The following is a 15667-nucleotide window of genomic DNA, read 5'->3' on the forward strand; positions in this document are numbered from 1 at the left end:
CACGATGCGCACGCGCACGCACGCCGCCTCCTCCTGTTCGGCCGTCGGCGACGCGACGCAGTGTTCACACACGCGGTGCTGTCGCACGCACTGCTGTCGATAGAGCGCTGGCCGCTCCACCTCTGACGGTGGAGGCCCGACGCCGGGCATCTGTCCCCGCGCCAGCGCTCGCCCCACCTCGCACCATCGCCGCGCGCGATCGCGTCCGGCGCTCCCCTGGCCGCCCCCGGCGGTCCCGTTCAGACGAGGACGACATGGCCCGCATCTACGACGACGCGACGAAGCTCATCGGCAACACCCCGCTCGTGCGCATCAACCGGCTGACCGAGGGGCTCGGCGCGACGGTCGTCGCGAAGCTCGAGTTCTACAACCCGGCCAACTCCGTGAAGGACCGCCTGGGCGTCGCGATCGTCGACGCCGCCGAGGCGTCGGGCGAGCTGCCCCCGGGCGGCACCATCGTGGAGGCCACGAGCGGCAACACGGGCATCGCGCTGGCGATGGTCGGCGCGGCGCGCGGCTACGACGTGGTGCTGACCATGCCCGAGACGATGTCGAAGGAGCGGCGCGCCCTGCTGCGCGCGTTCGGCGCCGAGCTGGTGCTGACGCCCGGCTCGGAGGGCATGAAGGGCGCCGTCAACAAGGCCGAGGAGATCGCGAAGGAGCGTCCGGGCTCGGTGCTCGCGCGCCAGTTCGCGAACGAGGCCAACCCGGAGATCCACCGCCGCACCACGGCCGAGGAGATCTGGGCGGACACGGACGGCGAGGTCGACATCGTCGTCGCCGGCATCGGCACGGGCGGCACCATCACGGGTGTCGGCCAGGTGCTCAAGGAGCGCAAGCCGAGCGTGCAGATCGTCGGCGTGGAGCCGGCCGAGTCGGCCATCCTCAACGGCGGCGCCCCCGGCCCGCACAAGATCCAGGGCATCGGGGCGAACTTCATCCCCGAGGTGCTGGACCAGAAGGTCTACGACGAGATCATCGACGTGAACGCCGAGACTGCCGTCGAGGTCGCGCGCCGCGCCGCGAAGGAGGAGGGGCTGCTCGTCGGCATCTCGTCCGGCGCCGCGCTCGACGCCGCGATCCAGCTCGCGGGCCGCCCGGAGAACGCGGGCAAGCTCATCGTCGTGATCATCCCGTCCTTCGGCGAGCGCTACCTGACGTCGATCCTCTACGCGGACCTGCTGGACTGACGTGCCCTTCTCCATGCTGAGCCGGTTCGTGCGCGTGCTGCGCGACGACCTCGAGGCAGCGCGCCGCCGTGACCCGGCGGCGCGCTCGAACCTCGAGGTCGCACTCGGCTACCCCGGCGTCCATGCCGTATGGGCATACCGGGTGTTCCACCGGATGTGGCGCGAGCCTGGCCTGCGGCTGCCCGCGCGTCTGCTGTCGCAGGCGACGCGGGCCGCCACCGGCATCGAGATCCACCCCGGGGCGCAGATCGGCCACCGGCTGTTCATCGACCACGGCATGGGCGTGGTCATCGGCGAGACCTCCGTGGTGGGCGACGACGTGGTGCTGTTCCACGGCGCGACGCTGGGCGGCAAGGCCATGCGCAAGGGCAAACGGCATCCGACCCTCGGCGACGGCGTGGTGGTCGGCGCGGGGGCCAAGATCTTGGGGCCGGTGTGGATCGGCGACGGCGCGCAGATCGGCGCGAACGCGGTGGTGCTCGACGACGTGCCCCCGGGCGCGGTCGCCGTCGGCGTCCCGGCGCAGGTGCGCACGCGGCCGGTGGCCTCGCCCTCCGCGCATGAGGTCGACGATCCCGCGATCTACATCTGAGGGTCGCCCACTTGTTCTAGTTGTGCGCTAACAACTAGAGTGCACTCATGCTCTTCCGCGTCGACCCGTCGTCCCCGGAACCTCTCTTCGCCCAGATCGGCGACCAGGTCCGGGCTGGCATCGTGCGCGGCGAGCTCACCCCCGGCATGCGCCTGCCCTCCGCACGCGACCTCGCCGCCTCGCTCGACATCAACCTGCACACGGTGCTCCGCGCCTACCAGGACCTGCGCGACGAGGGCGCGATCGAGCTGCGGCGCGGCCGCGGCGCCGTCGTCAGCGCCCACCCGGCGCAGGACTACCGCCCCCTGCACGAGGCCATCGAGACCGTCGTGAGGATCTCCCGCGAGCTCAGCCTCTCCCCCGAGACCACCACAGCACTGCTCCGAGAGGCCTTGCGATGACGTCCTCCCCCACCCTCGCGCCCGCCACCGACGGCGCCTCGGCGCGCCCGCGCGTGCCGCACCGGACGCTCACGTCGGTGCTGACCCTGCTGGTCCCCGCACTCGTGTTGGCCGCCACCGCCGTGGTCGCGTTGTCCTGGGCTCCGGACCTGCCCGATCCGGTCGCCTCCCACTTCGGCGCCGACGGCCCCGACGGGTTCAGCTCGCTGCGCGCGTTCGTGTGGACCAGCGTCGGGATCGGCGCGCTGCTCGCCGTCCTCGGGTGGGGCATTGCCGCCGTGGTCGGGCGCGCGAGCACGGCACGCCGGACAGGCGTCGGCGCCGCCGTCGGCGGCTCGCTGCTCCTCGCCACCACGGTGCTGGGAACCCTCGACGCGCAGCGCGGGCTCACTGACGCCGCGGAGGCTGGCGACATCAGCGGGGTCGTCCTGCTCTGCCTCGTCATCGGCGGCATCGGCGGGGCCCTCGCGGCGCTGCTCACCCCCGGCGACCGGCCGCAGCCCACCACCGACCCGGTGCCCCCGACGGCGACACGGGTGCCACTGGCGCCCCAGGAGCGCGCGACGTGGGTCCAGCGGGTCACCGGCCGCTCGATGATCGCCGTCGCGGGGACGCTGGTGGTCGTGGCGGTCATCACCGCGCGGGTCGCGGACAGTCCCGTGGCGTTGGCGCCGCTCGCCGTGGTGCTGGTCGTCCTGCTGGCGCATGTGCAGTTCACCGTGACGGTGGACAGCCGCGGGCTGCGGGTGCGCTCACTGCTGGGCTTCCCCCGGCTGACCGTCCCGGCGGACGAGGTGCTGCACGCCGAGGAGGTGTCGGTGTCACCGCTGCGGGAGTTCGGCGGTTGGGGCTACAGGGTCGGCGCGAGCGGCCGGGTCGGCATCGTGGTGCGCCAGGGCGCGGCGCTGCAGGTGACGCGCACCGGCGGGCGGGTCTACGTGGTCACCGTGGACGACGCCGCCACCGGCGCCGCCCTGCTGAACACCCTCACCGCGCGCACCCGCTGACATCGGCCGGCCGTCTCAGCGGACAGACGGCCGCCCACCGTGCAGGATGGGGTCTCTCGACGACGAGATGAGGCTTGGCGATGCGACTCGGCTATCACACCGGCTACTGGTCCGCGGGCCCCCCGCCCGGCGCGCAGGAGGCGGTGATCGCCGCCGACCGGCTCGGGCTGGACTCGGTGTGGACGGCTGAGGCCTACGGCTCGGACGCGTTCACGCCGCTTGCCTGGTGGGGTTCGCGCACGTCGCAGATCCGTCTGGGCACGGCGATCGCGCAGCTCTCCGCCCGCACCCCGACCGCCGCCGCGATGGCCGCCCTTACGCTCGACCACCTCTCCGGCGGGCGGTTCGCCCTCGGCCTCGGAGCGTCCGGCCCGCAGGTGGTGGAGGGCTGGTACGGCCAGCCGTACCCGCGCCCGCTGGCCCGCACGCGCGAGTACATCGCCATCGTGCGCGACGTCCTGGCCCGCGAGGCGCCCGTCACGCATGACGGCGACTTCTACCAGCTCCCCTATGTGGGCGGCGCCGGGCTGGGCAAGGCGCTGCGCTCCACGGTGCACCCGCTGCGCGCCGACCTGCCGATCCTGCTTGCCGCGGAGGGCCCCAAGAACATCGCCCTCGCCGCGGAGATCTGTGACGGCTGGCTGCCGATGTTCTACTCCCCGCGGATGGACGCCACGTACCGCGAGCTGCTCGCGGACGGCTTCGCCAAGCGGCCCGCCGGGGCCAGCGCCGTCGAGGACTTCGAGGTGACGGCCACCGTCCCCGTGGTGCTCGGCGACGACGTGGAGAAGGCGGCCGACACCGTGCGGCCGTTCATCGCGCTGTACGCGGGCGGCATGGGGGCGAAGGGCGCCAACTTCCACCGCGACGTGCTGGACCGCCTCGGGTACGGCGAGGCCTGCGACGAGATCCAGGCGCACTACCTGGAGGGCCGGCGGGCGGAGGCCGCGGCGGCGGTGCCGCTCGAGCTCGTGCAGGACATCGCGCTGGTGGGGCCGCCGGAGGCGATCCGCGCGCAGCTTCCCGCATGGAAGGACACCGCGATCACGACGATGCTCGTGCAGACGGACCCGAGGATGCTGCCGGCGATCGCCGACCTGCTCGCCTGAGTCCCTCGGCCGCCGCGGGCGCCTGCTGTGCAGTGGGCCCGCGGCGGAGCCATGCCCGGGCGCCCGACTGTCGAGACGACTCGTTGCCTCACCACCCTCTGACCGCTACTCTCATCCCGTTCCCACCAGGTGAACACCGCGTCTCAGAGTATGGACGCACCTCACGAGCGGAGAGGCAGGCCGGCCGATGTCGCACCCGATGCCCGTCTCCCGCCACCGCCAGAGCCGCTGTCGGCCCCGCCGCTGCTGTTGTTGTCCGCAGCCGCACCGCCCCCGCGTCTGACGCCTCGACGCGCACCACGACCCCGGTCCCCCGCCGGGCTCGCATGGGCCGGTGCACGACCTCGCCCGCAGTGTGCGCGGCACCCGGCCCCGGTGAACCCGCCTGAGCCGACAGTGCCCGCCTGACCCCCCCAGGACGGCCATGGCCATCACGACCACCAGCACGCGCTCGGCGCTCGACGTCGCCCTGAGCGGGGTGCGCCGCACCTTCACCACGCCCACCGGTCCCCGCACCGTCCTCTCCGGCGTCGACCTGCGGCTGCGCGCCGGGGAGATCGTCGCGATCCTCGGGCCCTCGGGCTGCGGCAAGTCGACGCTGCTGCGCCAGGTGTCCGGCCTGGACACGCCCGACGCCGGCCAGATCCTCATCGACGGCGGCCCGGTCACCGGCATCGACCGGCGCACCGCCGTCGCGTTCCAGGAGCCCCGGCTGCTCCCCTGGCAGACCCTCAGCCAGAACGTCGCGCTCGGGCTCCCCCGCGGGACGCCGAAGCCAGAGGGCCGCCAGCGCGTGGCCGAGCTGCTCGAGCTGGTCGGCCTGACCGCGTCGGCCGGGCTGCGACCGCGCCAGGTGTCCGGCGGCATGGCGCAGCGCGCGTCACTGGCACGGGCCCTGGCCCGCAACCCCGGCGTGCTGCTGCTCGACGAGCCCTTCGGCGCCCTCGACGCCCTCACGCGCCTGAAGATGCAGGACCTGCTGCTCGACGTGCACGCCGCCGAGCCCACCACCGTGCTGCTCGTGACGCATGACGTGGAGGAGGCGCTCTACCTCGCCGACCGCGTGATCCTGCTGACCACCCTCGCCGCCGAGCACGCCGCGGACAGCTCGATCCAGTCCGTCATCGACGTGCCGGGCGCACGCCCCCGCGACCGCGCCGACGCGGCCCTCGCCGCGCTGCGCGCGAGCCTGCTCGAGGGACTCGGCGTCGACACCCACCACCGGCCCCAGCCGGACCCTGATCAGCACCACTCCATCTGACCTGCCCCCACCCCCTCCCCTGGAGAGACCATGCAGATCCGTACCGCCCTGTCGCTGACAGCGACGACGCTCGCCGCCGCCCTGCTGCTCAGCGGGTGCGTGAGCGGAGAGGGTGGCGTCACCGACAAGGCCCCCGAGCCCGACGCCACCGAGGTCGCCGCCGAGGGCTGGAGCGCCGACACGCTCACGCTCGACTTCGCGACGTACAACCCGCTGAGCCTGGTCATCAAGGACCAGGGCTGGCTCGAGGCCACGCTCGGCGACGACGTGACGGTCAACTGGGTGCAGTCGGCAGGCTCGAACAAGGCCAACGAGGCGCTCCGCGCGGGCGCCATCGACGTGGGCTCCACAGCCGGATCGGCCGCGCTGCTCGCCCGCTCGAACGGCTCGCCGATCGTCGCCATCGACATCTACTCGCAGCCGGAGTGGGCCGCGATCGTCGTCCCGCAGGGCTCGGACATCACGTCGGTGGCCGACCTCAAGGGCAAGTCGGTGGCCGCCACCAAGGGCACCGACCCGTACTTCTTCCTGCTGCAGGCGCTCGAGGAGGCCGGCGTCGGCCTCGACGAGGTCGAGGTGCAGAACCTGCAGCACGCCGACGGCAAGGCAGCGCTCGAGTCGGGCGCCGTCGCCGCGTGGTCCGGGCTGGACCCGCTGATGGCGGCCAGCGAGGCCACCGCGGGCTCGAAGCTCGTCTACCGGAACATCGACTTCAACACCTACGGGTTCCTCAACGCCACGGAGACGTTCCTGGAGAAGAGCCCCGACCTGGCGCAGCTCGTGGTGGACGCCTATGAGAAGGCGCGCGCCTGGGCCCAGGAGAACCCCGACGAGGTCGTCGCGATCCTCGCCGAGGTCGCGGGCATCGACCCGGCCGTCGCGAAGACGGTGATCACCGAGCGCACCAACCTCGCGGTCGACCCGGCCCCGGGCGAGGCGCAGCGCAAGGTGCTCGAGATCGTCGGCCCGATCTTCGTCGAGTCCGGCGATGTCGCCAGCCAGCAGCTCATCGACGACGCCCTCGCGAAGCTGCTCGACGACACGTACGTGAAGAAGGCCGACCCCGCGAACGTCACGGGCTGACGCACCACAGCCCCTGGCCCGGCCCGCGCGGCCGGGCCAGGGGCGCCACCGTCGCCTCCCCCGCGGCGGAACCGCACCACGCACACCTCAGGAGCACTCATGTCCGTCCCCGTCGGGATCCCCGGTTACGGCCCGGTCACGGACGACGCCGGCCGGACGCTGCCCGCCGTGCGCGCGTTCAACCCGTTCGACACCGCGGGCCGTGAGCCCTCCGGCCCGCACCGGTCGGATGACACGCCCCCGGGCCGGCGACCGCGTGCCCTCACCGAGCGTCGGGCAGTGCGAGCCCTGGCGGGCCTGGCGCTGCCCGCGCTCCTACTGGCGCTGTGGCAGTGGGTCACCACCACCGGGCGGGTGCCCACGTACCAGCTCCCGACGCCCGAGTCGGTCTGGCTGGCGGCGATCGACCTGGCCGAGCGCGGGCTGCTCGGCCAGTACGTGGCCATCTCGACGCAGCGCGTGCTCATCGGCTTCGCGGTGGGCGCGCTGCTCGGGCTCGCCGTGGGCGCGCTGGTCGGGCTGTCCCGGGTCAGCGACGTGCTGCTGGCCCCGACGCTCGGCGCGGTGCGCGCCGTCCCGTCCCTCGCCTGGGTGCCGCTGCTGCTGCTGTGGGTCGGCATCAACGAGGACTCCAAGCTCATCCTCATCGCGATCGGCTCGTTCTTCCCGGTCTACACGACCGTCGCTGGCGCGCTGCGGCATGTGGACCCGCACCTGGTCGAGGCCGGCCGCGCGTACGGGCTGACCGGCGCGCGATTGCTCGCCCGCGTCCAGCTCCCCGCCGTGGTGCCCACAGTCATCTCCGGGCTGCGGCTCGCCCTCGCGCAGTCGTGGCTGTTCCTGGTGGCCGCGGAGTTGCTGAACTCCTCGATGGGCCTGGGCTTCCTGCTGCTCGACTCCGGCCAGAACGGCCGCATCGACCGGATGATCCTCGCGATCGTGCTGCTCGCCGTGCTCGGGAAGCTCACCGACTCGCTGATCGGCGTGGCCGAGAAGTCGCTGCTGCGGAGGTGGGCGTGAGCACCGACGTGGGCAACCCGACGATCTCCGCGCTGCAGATCGAGGACCGCGCCTTCCCGGCGCCCGCCGAGTTCGCCGCGCAGGCCAACATCGGCCCGGCCGAGCACGCCCGGCTCCTGGCCGCGGCCGCCGCCGACCCGATCGCCTTCTGGGAGGACGCCGCGCGCCGGCTGCAGTGGGACACCCCCTGGCACACCGCGCACACCTGGTCCCCCGCGGTTCCCGTCCCCAACGGCGAGCCCGACGAGCTGACAGTGCCGCAGGCGCAGTGGTTCGTGGGCGGGCGGCTCAACGCGGCCGTGAACTGCGTGGACCGGCACGTCGACGCTGGGCGCGGCGACAAGGTCGCATTGCACGTCGAGGGCGAGCGGGGCGACCGCCGCTCCATCACCTACGCCCAGCTCCAGCGCGAGGTCGCGCAGGCCGCGCACGCGCTGACCGCGCTCGGCGTCGGCAAGGGCGACCGGGTGGTCGTCTACCTGCCCGTCATCGCCGAGACGGTGGTCGTGACCCTGGCCATCGCCCGGATCGGCGCGGTGCACTCGCTGGTCTTCGGCGGGTTCTCCGCGGAGGCCGTCCGGTTCCGTGTGCAGGACACCGGCGCCAAGGTGCTGGTCACCAGCGACGGGCAGTTCCGCCGCGGCCAGGCCATCGAGGTGAAGTCCGCCGCCGACGCCGCGGTCGAGGGCATCGACCACGTGGAGCACGTGCTCGTGGTGCGCCGCACCGGCCAGGACGTCGCGTGGACGCCGGGCCGGGACGTGTGGTGGCACGACGCCATCGCCGCCGTGCCGGACGTGCACGAGGCCGAGTCCTTCGACTCCGAGACCCCGCTGTTCATCATCTACACCTCGGGCACCACCGGGAAGCCGAAGGGCCTGGTGCACACCACCGGCGGCTACCTCACGCACGCCGCCTGGGCGCACTGGGCGCACTTCGACGCCAAGCCCGACGACGTGCACTGGTGCACCGCCGACCTGGCCTGGGTCACCGCGCACACCTACGAGATCTACGGCCCACTGGCCAACGGGCTCACGCAGGTCATCTACGAGGGCACGCCCGACACCCCGCACCGCGAGCGCCACCTCGAGGTCATCGAGCGCTACGGCGTCACGACGTACTACACGGCCCCCACGCTGCTGCGCACGCTCATGACGTGGTTCCCGGACGGCCTGCCGGGCACGTACGACCTGTCGAGCATCCGCCTGCTCGGCACCGTCGGCGAGGCCATCAACCCCGAGGCGTGGGTGTGGTTCCACGAGCAGGTCGGCGGTGGCCGCGCGCCGATCGTCGACACCTGGTGGCAGTCCGAGACGGGCGCGGCGATGATCGCGCCGCTGCCCGGCTCGACAACCCTCAAGCCGGGCTCGGCGACCCGCCCGCTGCCGGGCATCTCCGCGAAGGTGGTGGACGACCAGGGCGAGCCGGTGCCGTTCGGCTCGGGCGGCTACTTGGTCGTCGACCGCCCGTGGCCCGGCATGGCGCGCACGGTCTGGGGTGACGAGCAGCGTTACCTCGACGCGTACTGGCGCCGCTTCGCCGGGCGGGGCGTCGACGGCCAGGGGTACTTCCTGGCGGGTGACGGCGCGTCGTGGGACGCGGACGGCGACATCTGGCTGCTCGGCCGCATCGACGACGTGGTCAACGTCTCCGGCCACCGGCTGTCCACCATCGAGATCGAGTCGGCCCTCGTCGCGCACCCAGCGGTGGGCGAGGCGGGCGTCGCCGGTGTCCGCGACGCGGTGACCGGCCAGGCCGTCGCGGCCTTCGTCATCCCGACGCAGGCGCCCGCGCGCCATGCGGACGGCACGGTGGACACGGCCGCTTGGCACGCCGCCACGGCCGCGCTGCGCGAGGACCTGCGCGCCCATGTCGGGCGGGCCATCGGGCCGGTGACCAAGCCCCGCGACGTGCTACTCGTCCCCGACCTGCCCAAGACCCGTTCGGGCAAGATCATGCGCCGCCTGCTGGCCCAGCTCCTCGACGGGGACCCGCTCGGCGACGTGACGTCGCTGCAGAACCCCTGGGCCGTCGACGACATCGCCGAGCTGCTCGCGACCCGCCCAGGATCACGCGCCTGAGCCCACCACGCCAACGCACCACCACCACCGCCCGCCACACCGCGCCATCAACAGCAGGGGGACCCGATGAGCACCGACGCACGCACCGCCCACGCGACCACGGCCGACAGCGCTCCCGACGACCTGAAGTTCGCGTACTGGGTCCCGAACGTCTCGGGCGGCCTGGTGGTCAGCGACATCGAGCAGCGCACCGACTGGGGCTACCAGTACAACCGCGACCTGGCGCGCACGGCCGAGGCGAACGGCTTCGAGTACGCGCTCTCGCAGGTGCGCTACGCGGCCAGCTACGGCGCGGCGCAGCAGCATGAGTCGACGAGCTTCTCCCTCGCGCTGCTGCTGGCCACCGAGCGGCTCAAGGTCATCGCCGCCGTGCACCCCGGCCTGTGGCACCCGGGCGTGCTGGCGAAGTTCATCATCACCGCCGACCACCTCTCGGGCGGGCGGGCCGCCGTCAATGTGGTGTCCGGGTGGCTCAAGCAGGAGTTCACGAACTTCGGCGAGCCGTGGCTCGACCACGACGAGCGGTACCGCCGCACCGCCGAGTTCATCCAGGTGCTCCGCGGGCTGTGGACCGAGCAGGACTTCGAGCTGCTCGGCGACTTCTACCGCATCCACGACTTCACGCTGCAGCCCGCGCCCGTCGACGTCCCGGGCCGCCCGCACCCGGAGATCTTCTTCGGCGGCAACTCCACCGCCGCGCGCGCCACCGCCGGGCGGCACGCCGACTGGTACTTCTCGAATGGCAAGGACTTCGACGGCTTCGCCGAGCAGCACCACGAGGTCTCGGCGCATGCCGAGGCCGCCGGGCGCGACGTGCGGTTCGGGCTGAACGGCTTCATGATCGTGCGCGACTCCGAGAAGGAGGCCCGCGAGGTCCTCCGGGAGATCGTCGCGAAGGCCAACAAGCCGGCCGTCGAGGGCTTCCGCGACGCCGTGACGCAGGCCGGGAAGGCCACGCGCGACGGCAAGGGCATGTGGGCCGACTCGACGTTCGAGGACCTGATCCAGTACAACGACGGTTTCCGCACTCAGCTCATCGGCACGCCGGAGCAGGTCGCGGAGCGCATGGTCGAGTACAAGAGGCGCGGCGTGGACCTGTTCCTGCTGGGCTACCTGCACTTCCAGGAGGAGATCGAGCAGTTCGGCCGTGCCGTGCTGCCGCTCGTCCGAGAGATCGAAGCCGAGGAGGCACGAGTCGCATGACCGACCGACGCTGGGGATTCCGCACGCGGGCCCTGCACGCAGGGGGGATCCCCGACGCCGCCACTGGCGCGCGCGCCGTCCCCATCTATCAGACGACCTCGTTCGTCTTCCAGGACACGGACGACGCCGCGAACCTGTTCGCGCTGCAGAAGTACGGGAACATCTACTCCCGCATCGGCAACCCCACCGTCGCGGCCCTCGAGGAGCGGATCGCGTCGCTCGAGGGCGGCATCGGCGCGGTGGCCACCGCCTCGGGCATGGCGGCGGAGTTCATCACGTTCGCCGCGCTCGTGGGCGCCGGCGACCATGTGGTCGCGTCCGCGCAGCTCTACGGCGGCACCGTCACCCAGCTCGACGTGACGCTGCGCCGGTTCGGCGTGGAGACGACGTTCGTCGCGGGCACCGACCCGGCGGACTACGCCGCGGCGATCCGCCCCGAGACGAAGGTCGTCTACACCGAGGTCGTCGCCAACCCGTCCGGGGAGGTCGCCGACCTGGAAGGGCTCGCCGAGGTGGCGCATGCCGCCGGCGTCCCGCTGGTGGTGGACGCCACGCTGTCGACGCCGTACCTGATCCGGCCCATCGAGCACGGCGCGGACATCGTCATCCACTCCGCCACCAAGTTCCTGGGCGGCCACGGCACCACCCTGGGCGGCGTGGTCGTCGAGTCGGGCCGGTTCAACTGGGGCAACGGCAAGTTCCCGCAGATGACCGAGCCTGTGCCGTCCTACGGCGGCGTGAGCTGGTGGGAGAACTTCGGCGAGTACGGGTTCCTCACCAAGCTGCGCAGCGAGCAGCTCCGGGACATCGGCCCGGCGCTGTCCCCGCAGTCGGCATTCCAGCTGCTGCAGGGCGTGGAGACGCTCCCCCAGCGCCTCGACGCCCACCTGGCGAACGCGCGCGCTGTGGCCGAGTGGCTCGAGGCGGACGACCGTGTCGCCTCCGTCGCATGGGCCGGGCTGCCCAGCCACCCGCACTATGAGCGGGCCCTGCGCTACCTGCCCGCCGGCCCGGGCGCGGTGTTCGCGTTCCGCCTGGCGGCCACGGCCGACCGCACCGGACGCGACGTGGGACGCAGGTTCATCGAGTCGCTCCAGCTCGCGAGCCACCTCGCGAACGTCGGCGACTCGCGCACCCTGGTGATCCACCCGGCGTCCACGACGCACCAGCAGCTCAGCCCCGAGCAGCTGCTCACCGCGGGCGTCCCCGAGGACCTGGTGCGGATCAGCGTCGGACTGGAGGACGTCGAGGACATCCTCTGGGACCTGGACCAGGCCCTGGCGGCCGCGATCGAGCCCGTCGCCGAGCCCGCGCCCGTGCCAGCAGCCGAGTCCGCCTCCGGGGATGTCGTGGAGGTGGCCCGATGACCGCCGACCGCACCTGGACCGGCCCCAGCGCCCCCGAGCGCCTCTCGCTGCTGCGCGGGACGCGATCGGTGGCCATTGTCGGGGCCTCGAACAACCCGTCCCGCGCGAGCTACTTCGTGGCGACGTACCTGCTCTCGAGCTCGCCGTTCGAGGTGTACTTCGTCAACCCGCGCGCCACCGAGATCCTCGGCCGGCCGGTGTACCCGTCGCTCGCGGCACTGCCCGTCGTCCCGGACCTGGTGGACGTCTTCCGCCGCCACGACGACCTGCCCACGGTCCTCGAGGAGACTGTCGCCGTGGGCGCGAAGGCGCTGTGGCTGCAGCTCGGGTCCTGGCACGAGGAGGTCGCCCGCGACGGCGAGGAGGCCGGACTGCGGGTCGTCATGGACCGCTGCCTCAAGATCGAGCACGCGCGGTTCCACGGCGGGCTGCACCTCGCCGGCTTCGACACCGGTGTGATCAGCTCGCGGCGCTCGCTCGGCTGAGCCTGGCGCGATCTACGCGCTCGGCGGGTCGTCGGGGAACCAGACGGCCCGCCGCAGCGCGACGCGCTCGCCATCGGCGGTGAGCGGCGTCTCCTCTTGCGCGTACCGGGGCAGGGCGCGCCCCGGCGAGTGCGGGCGTCCGCTCGCGTTGACCACCCGCCACCAGGGCACGTCCCCACCGGCGCGGGCCAGCACTGTGCCGACCTGGCGGGGTCCGCCGCGCGGTGTGCCGCCCTCGGAGACGAAGAGCTCGGACACGGCCTCAGCCACCGTGCCGTACGTCATGACCCTGCCCGGGGGGATGAGCTCGACCAGGTCGAGCACCGCCTCGGTGTACTCCTCGTCCATGCGGGCCTCCCTCGCTGGGCGGGTCAGGTCAGGTGGGTTGAGCACATCAGAGTGGGTCGCGGTGCACCAGCACGAGGGCCCGGTCGTCCCCCTCGCCGGTGCGCACCCCGTCGAGCACCGCCTCGGCGCCGCCGCGCCTCGTGGCGACGAGCCGCTCGGCGGCGCCCATCAGACGGTCGATCCCCATCGACACGTCATGCCCTGGCGCCTCGATCAGGCCGTCGGTGTACAGCATGAGCGCGTCGCCGGGCGCGAGCCTGCCCGTCACGGGCGCACAGCGGAGGTCGCGCACGATGCCGAGCGCCGGCGCCCCGATGCTGTTGACGATCTCGAGCCGACCGGAGCCCGCATGGAGCTGGACGGCTGGCGGGTGCCCGGCGGAGGCGACCCAGAACTCGCCGGTGCGCAGGTCGACGGTGAGGTGGATCGCCGTGGCGAACCCCTCGTCCCAGTCCTGCGCGAGCAGGTAGTCGTTCGCGGCGGGCAGGAACTCCTCGGGTGGCATGGCGCCCAGCAGGCCGCCGAAGGCCCCGGAGAGCAGCAGCGACCGCACGCCGGCGGCCTGGCCCTTGCCGGACACGTCCACCACGGCGATCTCGAGCAGCGTCTCGTCTTTGGCGGTGCTGGCCACGATGAAGTCGCCGGAGAACGCCTCGGCGTTGGCGGCCCGCAGCGCGCTGTCCACCCGCCAGGAGTGCGGCAGCCGTGGGATGCGCCCATGCGCGGCGAGCCTGTCGCGCAGGTCGACGAGCATCAGCCCGCCCGGCGCGCCCTGCAGGCCCAGGCGCTCACGCTGGAAGGCGAAGGCCAGCAGCGCGACCACGGAGATGCCCTGCACGAGCATCTCGCCGGGGCTGAACGACCCGTTCCGGCCGATCGCCATGGCCAGGGTCTCGACGACGATGACGGCGCAGAGCACCACCATGCCGCGCAGCCGCAGCAGGAACGCCCCGAGGAGCTGCACCAAGATGAGCACCGACACCGGCGCCCAGTCCCAGGGCGCGACGATCGCGGCGGAGGCCACCACCGTCAGGAGCACGAGCCCCCACGTCAGCGCCTTCTGCGACATCGGCAGGCCGCGGCGGAGCCACCCGGCGGGCGACGGCACGCGCGCGCGCAACTCCTCGAACCTGCCTGTGCCCACGCGCCGAGAGTAACTGCCCCGCCTGAGACGACGCCGCGCTGACCAGCGAAAACTGTTGGCTCGGCAACGTGAGACGCGACACTATGGCGGGATGACCCCCGCGCTTCCCGACGGTTACCGCCTGATCCGTGTCCCTCACAGCCGCAGCGTCGAATTCCGTGAGGTCGACCACCTCGCATTCGGCTACGAGCCCGACCCCGAGACCGTCGCGCAAGTCCCCGACTACCTGGAGTGGGATCGCACCTCCGCCGTCGAGGCCCCCGACGGCAGCCTGGCGGCCGTCCACGCGTCCTACGCCTTCACGCTGCCGGTGCCCGGCGCCCAGCCCGTCGAATGCGCGGGGCTGACCTGGGTCGGCACCCGCCCGGACCAGCGGCGCCAGGGCCTGCTCTCGGCGATGATCGCGGACCACTTCGCGCACTGCGAGGAGCGCGGCGAGCCCGTCTCGGCGCTGTACGCGGCGGAGTCCGCCATCTACGGGCGCTTCGGCTACGGCTCGGCGGCCGACGACCTTCGAGTGACGATCCCGCGCGGTGTCGCGCTGCGTGACGTGCCCGGCTCATCCGACCTGACGCTGCGCTTCGCGAAGCTCGACGCCGCGGCGCATGGCGGGCTCGTCGAGCAGGTCCATGCCGCGGCCGGCGTGGGTCGCCCGGGATGGATCGGCCGGAGCACCGACGCGCTGCGGGCCAGCGCGCTGGCCGACCCGCCGGCGTGGCGGCAGGGCGGTGAGCCGCTGAGGATCGCGACCGTGCACGGCCCCGACGGCGAGCCCCGCGCGTATGCGCTGCTGCGCCGCAAGGAGGAATGGGCCGACAACGTCGCCAAGACGAAGGTGCTGGTGCGGGAGTCGGCGGCCGTCGACGCCGCCGCGGCGCATCGGCTGTGGTCGTTCCTCCTCGACATGGACCTCACCGCGTCGGTGCAGAGCGGCCCGCTGCCGGTCGACGACCGCATCCGGGAGATCCTCGTCGACCCGCGCCTCGCCACCGCGAAGATCACCGACAACGTGTGGGTGCGGCTGGTCGACCTCCCCGCCGCGCTCACCGCGCGCCGCTACTCCGGGCCGCTCGACGTGGTGCTGGAGGTCACCGACGCGCGGCTGCCCGCGAACGCCGGGCGTTGGCGGCTGGCCACCGGCCCGGTCGGCGCGGACGCCGCCTATGACGTGCGGGTGACGCGCACCGAGGACGACGCCGATGTGGCGCTGGACGTCCGGGAGCTCGGCGCGGCCTACCTGGGCGGGCGCTCGCTGGCGGCTGCCGGCCATGCCGGGCTTGTCGAGGAGCGCCGCGCGGGGAGCCTGCACGCGACCAGCACCGCGTTCGCGTGGCCGCTGGCGCCGGTGTGCTCCTGGATGTTCTAGCCGCCGCGTT

General features: G+C 73.0%; 15 protein-coding genes. 13 read left to right on the plus strand and 2 right to left on the minus strand.

Annotated features, from left to right (window positions below):
* The first annotated feature begins 254 nt into the window (after positions 1 to 254).
* The 12 genes from cysK to QUV83_RS02475 all read left to right on the plus strand — a co-directional run bounded on the left by cysK (position 255) and on the right by QUV83_RS02475 (position 12799).
* Positions 255 to 1190, plus strand: coding sequence for a cysteine synthase A (gene cysK / locus QUV83_RS02420; protein WP_289562306.1), 936 nt, complete (start codon positions 255 to 257; stop codon positions 1188 to 1190).
* Positions 1191 to 1203: 13 nt separating this feature from the next.
* Positions 1204 to 1782 (plus strand): serine O-acetyltransferase EpsC, encoded by a 579-nt coding sequence (gene epsC / locus QUV83_RS02425; RefSeq protein WP_289562758.1) that lies wholly within the window; start codon positions 1204 to 1206, stop codon positions 1780 to 1782.
* Positions 1783 to 1829: 47 nt separating this feature from the next.
* Positions 1830 to 2183 carry a GntR family transcriptional regulator gene (locus QUV83_RS02430; RefSeq protein WP_066581867.1) on the plus strand — a complete coding sequence of 118 codons (354 nt, stop codon included), beginning with the start codon at positions 1830 to 1832 and terminating at the stop codon, positions 2181 to 2183.
* Positions 2180 to 3190 carry a DUF1648 domain-containing protein gene (locus QUV83_RS02435; RefSeq protein ID WP_289562309.1) on the plus strand — a complete coding sequence of 337 codons (1011 nt, stop codon included), beginning with the start codon at positions 2180 to 2182 and terminating at the stop codon, positions 3188 to 3190. The genes QUV83_RS02430 and QUV83_RS02435 overlap by 4 nt, the downstream gene beginning before the upstream one ends.
* Positions 3191 to 3270: 80 nt before the next feature.
* Positions 3271 to 4299 carry an LLM class F420-dependent oxidoreductase gene (locus QUV83_RS02440; protein ID WP_289562312.1) on the plus strand — a complete coding sequence of 343 codons (1029 nt, stop codon included), beginning with the start codon at positions 3271 to 3273 and terminating at the stop codon, positions 4297 to 4299.
* A 424-nt stretch (positions 4300 to 4723) separates the two neighbouring features.
* On the plus strand, positions 4724 to 5560 hold the full coding sequence (locus tag QUV83_RS02445) for an ABC transporter ATP-binding protein (protein ID WP_289562314.1): 837 nt from the start codon (positions 4724 to 4726) through the stop codon (positions 5558 to 5560).
* A 30-nt stretch (positions 5561 to 5590) separates the two neighbouring features.
* A complete protein-coding gene (locus QUV83_RS02450; protein WP_066581857.1) occupies positions 5591 to 6643 on the plus strand; it encodes an aliphatic sulfonate ABC transporter substrate-binding protein in 1053 nt (350 codons plus the stop codon).
* Between the two features lie 99 nt (positions 6644 to 6742).
* The gene (locus QUV83_RS02455; protein ID WP_289562318.1) at positions 6743 to 7663 is read left to right on the plus strand and encodes an ABC transporter permease; all 921 of its coding nucleotides are present in this window, start codon (positions 6743 to 6745) and stop codon (positions 7661 to 7663) included.
* Positions 7660 to 9744: an acetate--CoA ligase gene (gene acs, locus QUV83_RS02460; protein WP_436231866.1), complete on the plus strand. Its 2085-nt coding sequence runs from the start codon at positions 7660 to 7662 to the stop codon at positions 9742 to 9744. Before QUV83_RS02455 ends, acs begins: the two co-directional genes overlap by 4 nt.
* Positions 9745 to 9810: 66 nt before the next feature.
* Entirely contained in the window at positions 9811 to 10947 is a 1137-nt protein-coding gene (gene sfnG / locus QUV83_RS02465; protein WP_289562319.1) for a dimethylsulfone monooxygenase SfnG, read from the plus strand.
* A complete protein-coding gene (locus QUV83_RS02470; protein WP_289562321.1) occupies positions 10944 to 12314 on the plus strand; it encodes an O-acetylhomoserine aminocarboxypropyltransferase/cysteine synthase family protein in 1371 nt (456 codons plus the stop codon). The genes sfnG and QUV83_RS02470 overlap by 4 nt, the downstream gene beginning before the upstream one ends.
* A complete protein-coding gene (locus QUV83_RS02475) occupies positions 12311 to 12799 on the plus strand; it encodes a CoA-binding protein (protein ID WP_289562322.1) in 489 nt (162 codons plus the stop codon). Before QUV83_RS02470 ends, QUV83_RS02475 begins: the two co-directional genes overlap by 4 nt.
* A 12-nt stretch (positions 12800 to 12811) precedes the next feature.
* On the opposite strand, the gene QUV83_RS02480 is transcribed toward QUV83_RS02475, so the two are convergent.
* Together QUV83_RS02480 and QUV83_RS02485 are read right to left on the minus strand one after the other, a co-directional pair.
* Entirely contained in the window at positions 12812 to 13147 is a 336-nt protein-coding gene (locus QUV83_RS02480; RefSeq protein WP_289562324.1) for an MGMT family protein, read from the minus strand.
* Positions 13148 to 13193: 46 nt separating this feature from the next.
* Complete coding sequence (locus QUV83_RS02485; RefSeq protein WP_289562326.1) at positions 13194 to 14291, minus strand: PP2C family protein-serine/threonine phosphatase; 1098 nt, start codon at positions 14289 to 14291, stop codon at positions 13194 to 13196.
* Between the two features lie 91 nt (positions 14292 to 14382).
* Here QUV83_RS02485 and QUV83_RS02490 point away from each other — a divergent pair, with 91 nt between their 5' ends.
* Complete coding sequence (locus tag QUV83_RS02490; protein ID WP_289562328.1) at positions 14383 to 15657, plus strand: GNAT family N-acetyltransferase; 1275 nt, start codon at positions 14383 to 14385, stop codon at positions 15655 to 15657.
* Positions 15658 to 15667 lie beyond the last annotated feature (10 nt).

The organism is Cellulomonas cellasea, from assembly GCF_030372105.1.
GTDB classification, from domain to species: domain Bacteria; phylum Actinomycetota; class Actinomycetes; order Actinomycetales; family Cellulomonadaceae; genus Cellulomonas_A; species Cellulomonas_A cellasea_A.

Coding starts and splice junctions, on each gene's coding strand:
- cysK (WP_289562306.1), top strand. CDS start 255: ATGGCCCGCATCTACGACGACGCGACGAAGCTCATCGGCAACACCCCG.
- epsC (WP_289562758.1), top strand. CDS start 1,204: ATGCTGAGCCGGTTCGTGCGCGTGCTGCGCGACGACCTCGAGGCAGCG.
- QUV83_RS02430 (WP_066581867.1), top strand. CDS start 1,830: ATGCTCTTCCGCGTCGACCCGTCGTCCCCGGAACCTCTCTTCGCCCAG.
- QUV83_RS02435 (WP_289562309.1), top strand. CDS start 2,180: ATGACGTCCTCCCCCACCCTCGCGCCCGCCACCGACGGCGCCTCGGCG.
- QUV83_RS02440 (WP_289562312.1), top strand. CDS start 3,271: ATGCGACTCGGCTATCACACCGGCTACTGGTCCGCGGGCCCCCCGCCC.
- QUV83_RS02445 (WP_289562314.1), top strand. CDS start 4,724: ATGGCCATCACGACCACCAGCACGCGCTCGGCGCTCGACGTCGCCCTG.
- QUV83_RS02450 (WP_066581857.1), top strand. CDS start 5,591: ATGCAGATCCGTACCGCCCTGTCGCTGACAGCGACGACGCTCGCCGCC.
- QUV83_RS02455 (WP_289562318.1), top strand. CDS start 6,743: ATGTCCGTCCCCGTCGGGATCCCCGGTTACGGCCCGGTCACGGACGAC.
- sfnG (WP_289562319.1), top strand. CDS start 9,811: ATGAGCACCGACGCACGCACCGCCCACGCGACCACGGCCGACAGCGCT.
- QUV83_RS02470 (WP_289562321.1), top strand. CDS start 10,944: ATGACCGACCGACGCTGGGGATTCCGCACGCGGGCCCTGCACGCAGGG.
- QUV83_RS02475 (WP_289562322.1), top strand. CDS start 12,311: ATGACCGCCGACCGCACCTGGACCGGCCCCAGCGCCCCCGAGCGCCTC.
- QUV83_RS02480 (WP_289562324.1), bottom strand. CDS start 13,147: ATGGACGAGGAGTACACCGAGGCGGTGCTCGACCTGGTCGAGCTCATC.
- QUV83_RS02490 (WP_289562328.1), top strand. CDS start 14,383: ATGACCCCCGCGCTTCCCGACGGTTACCGCCTGATCCGTGTCCCTCAC.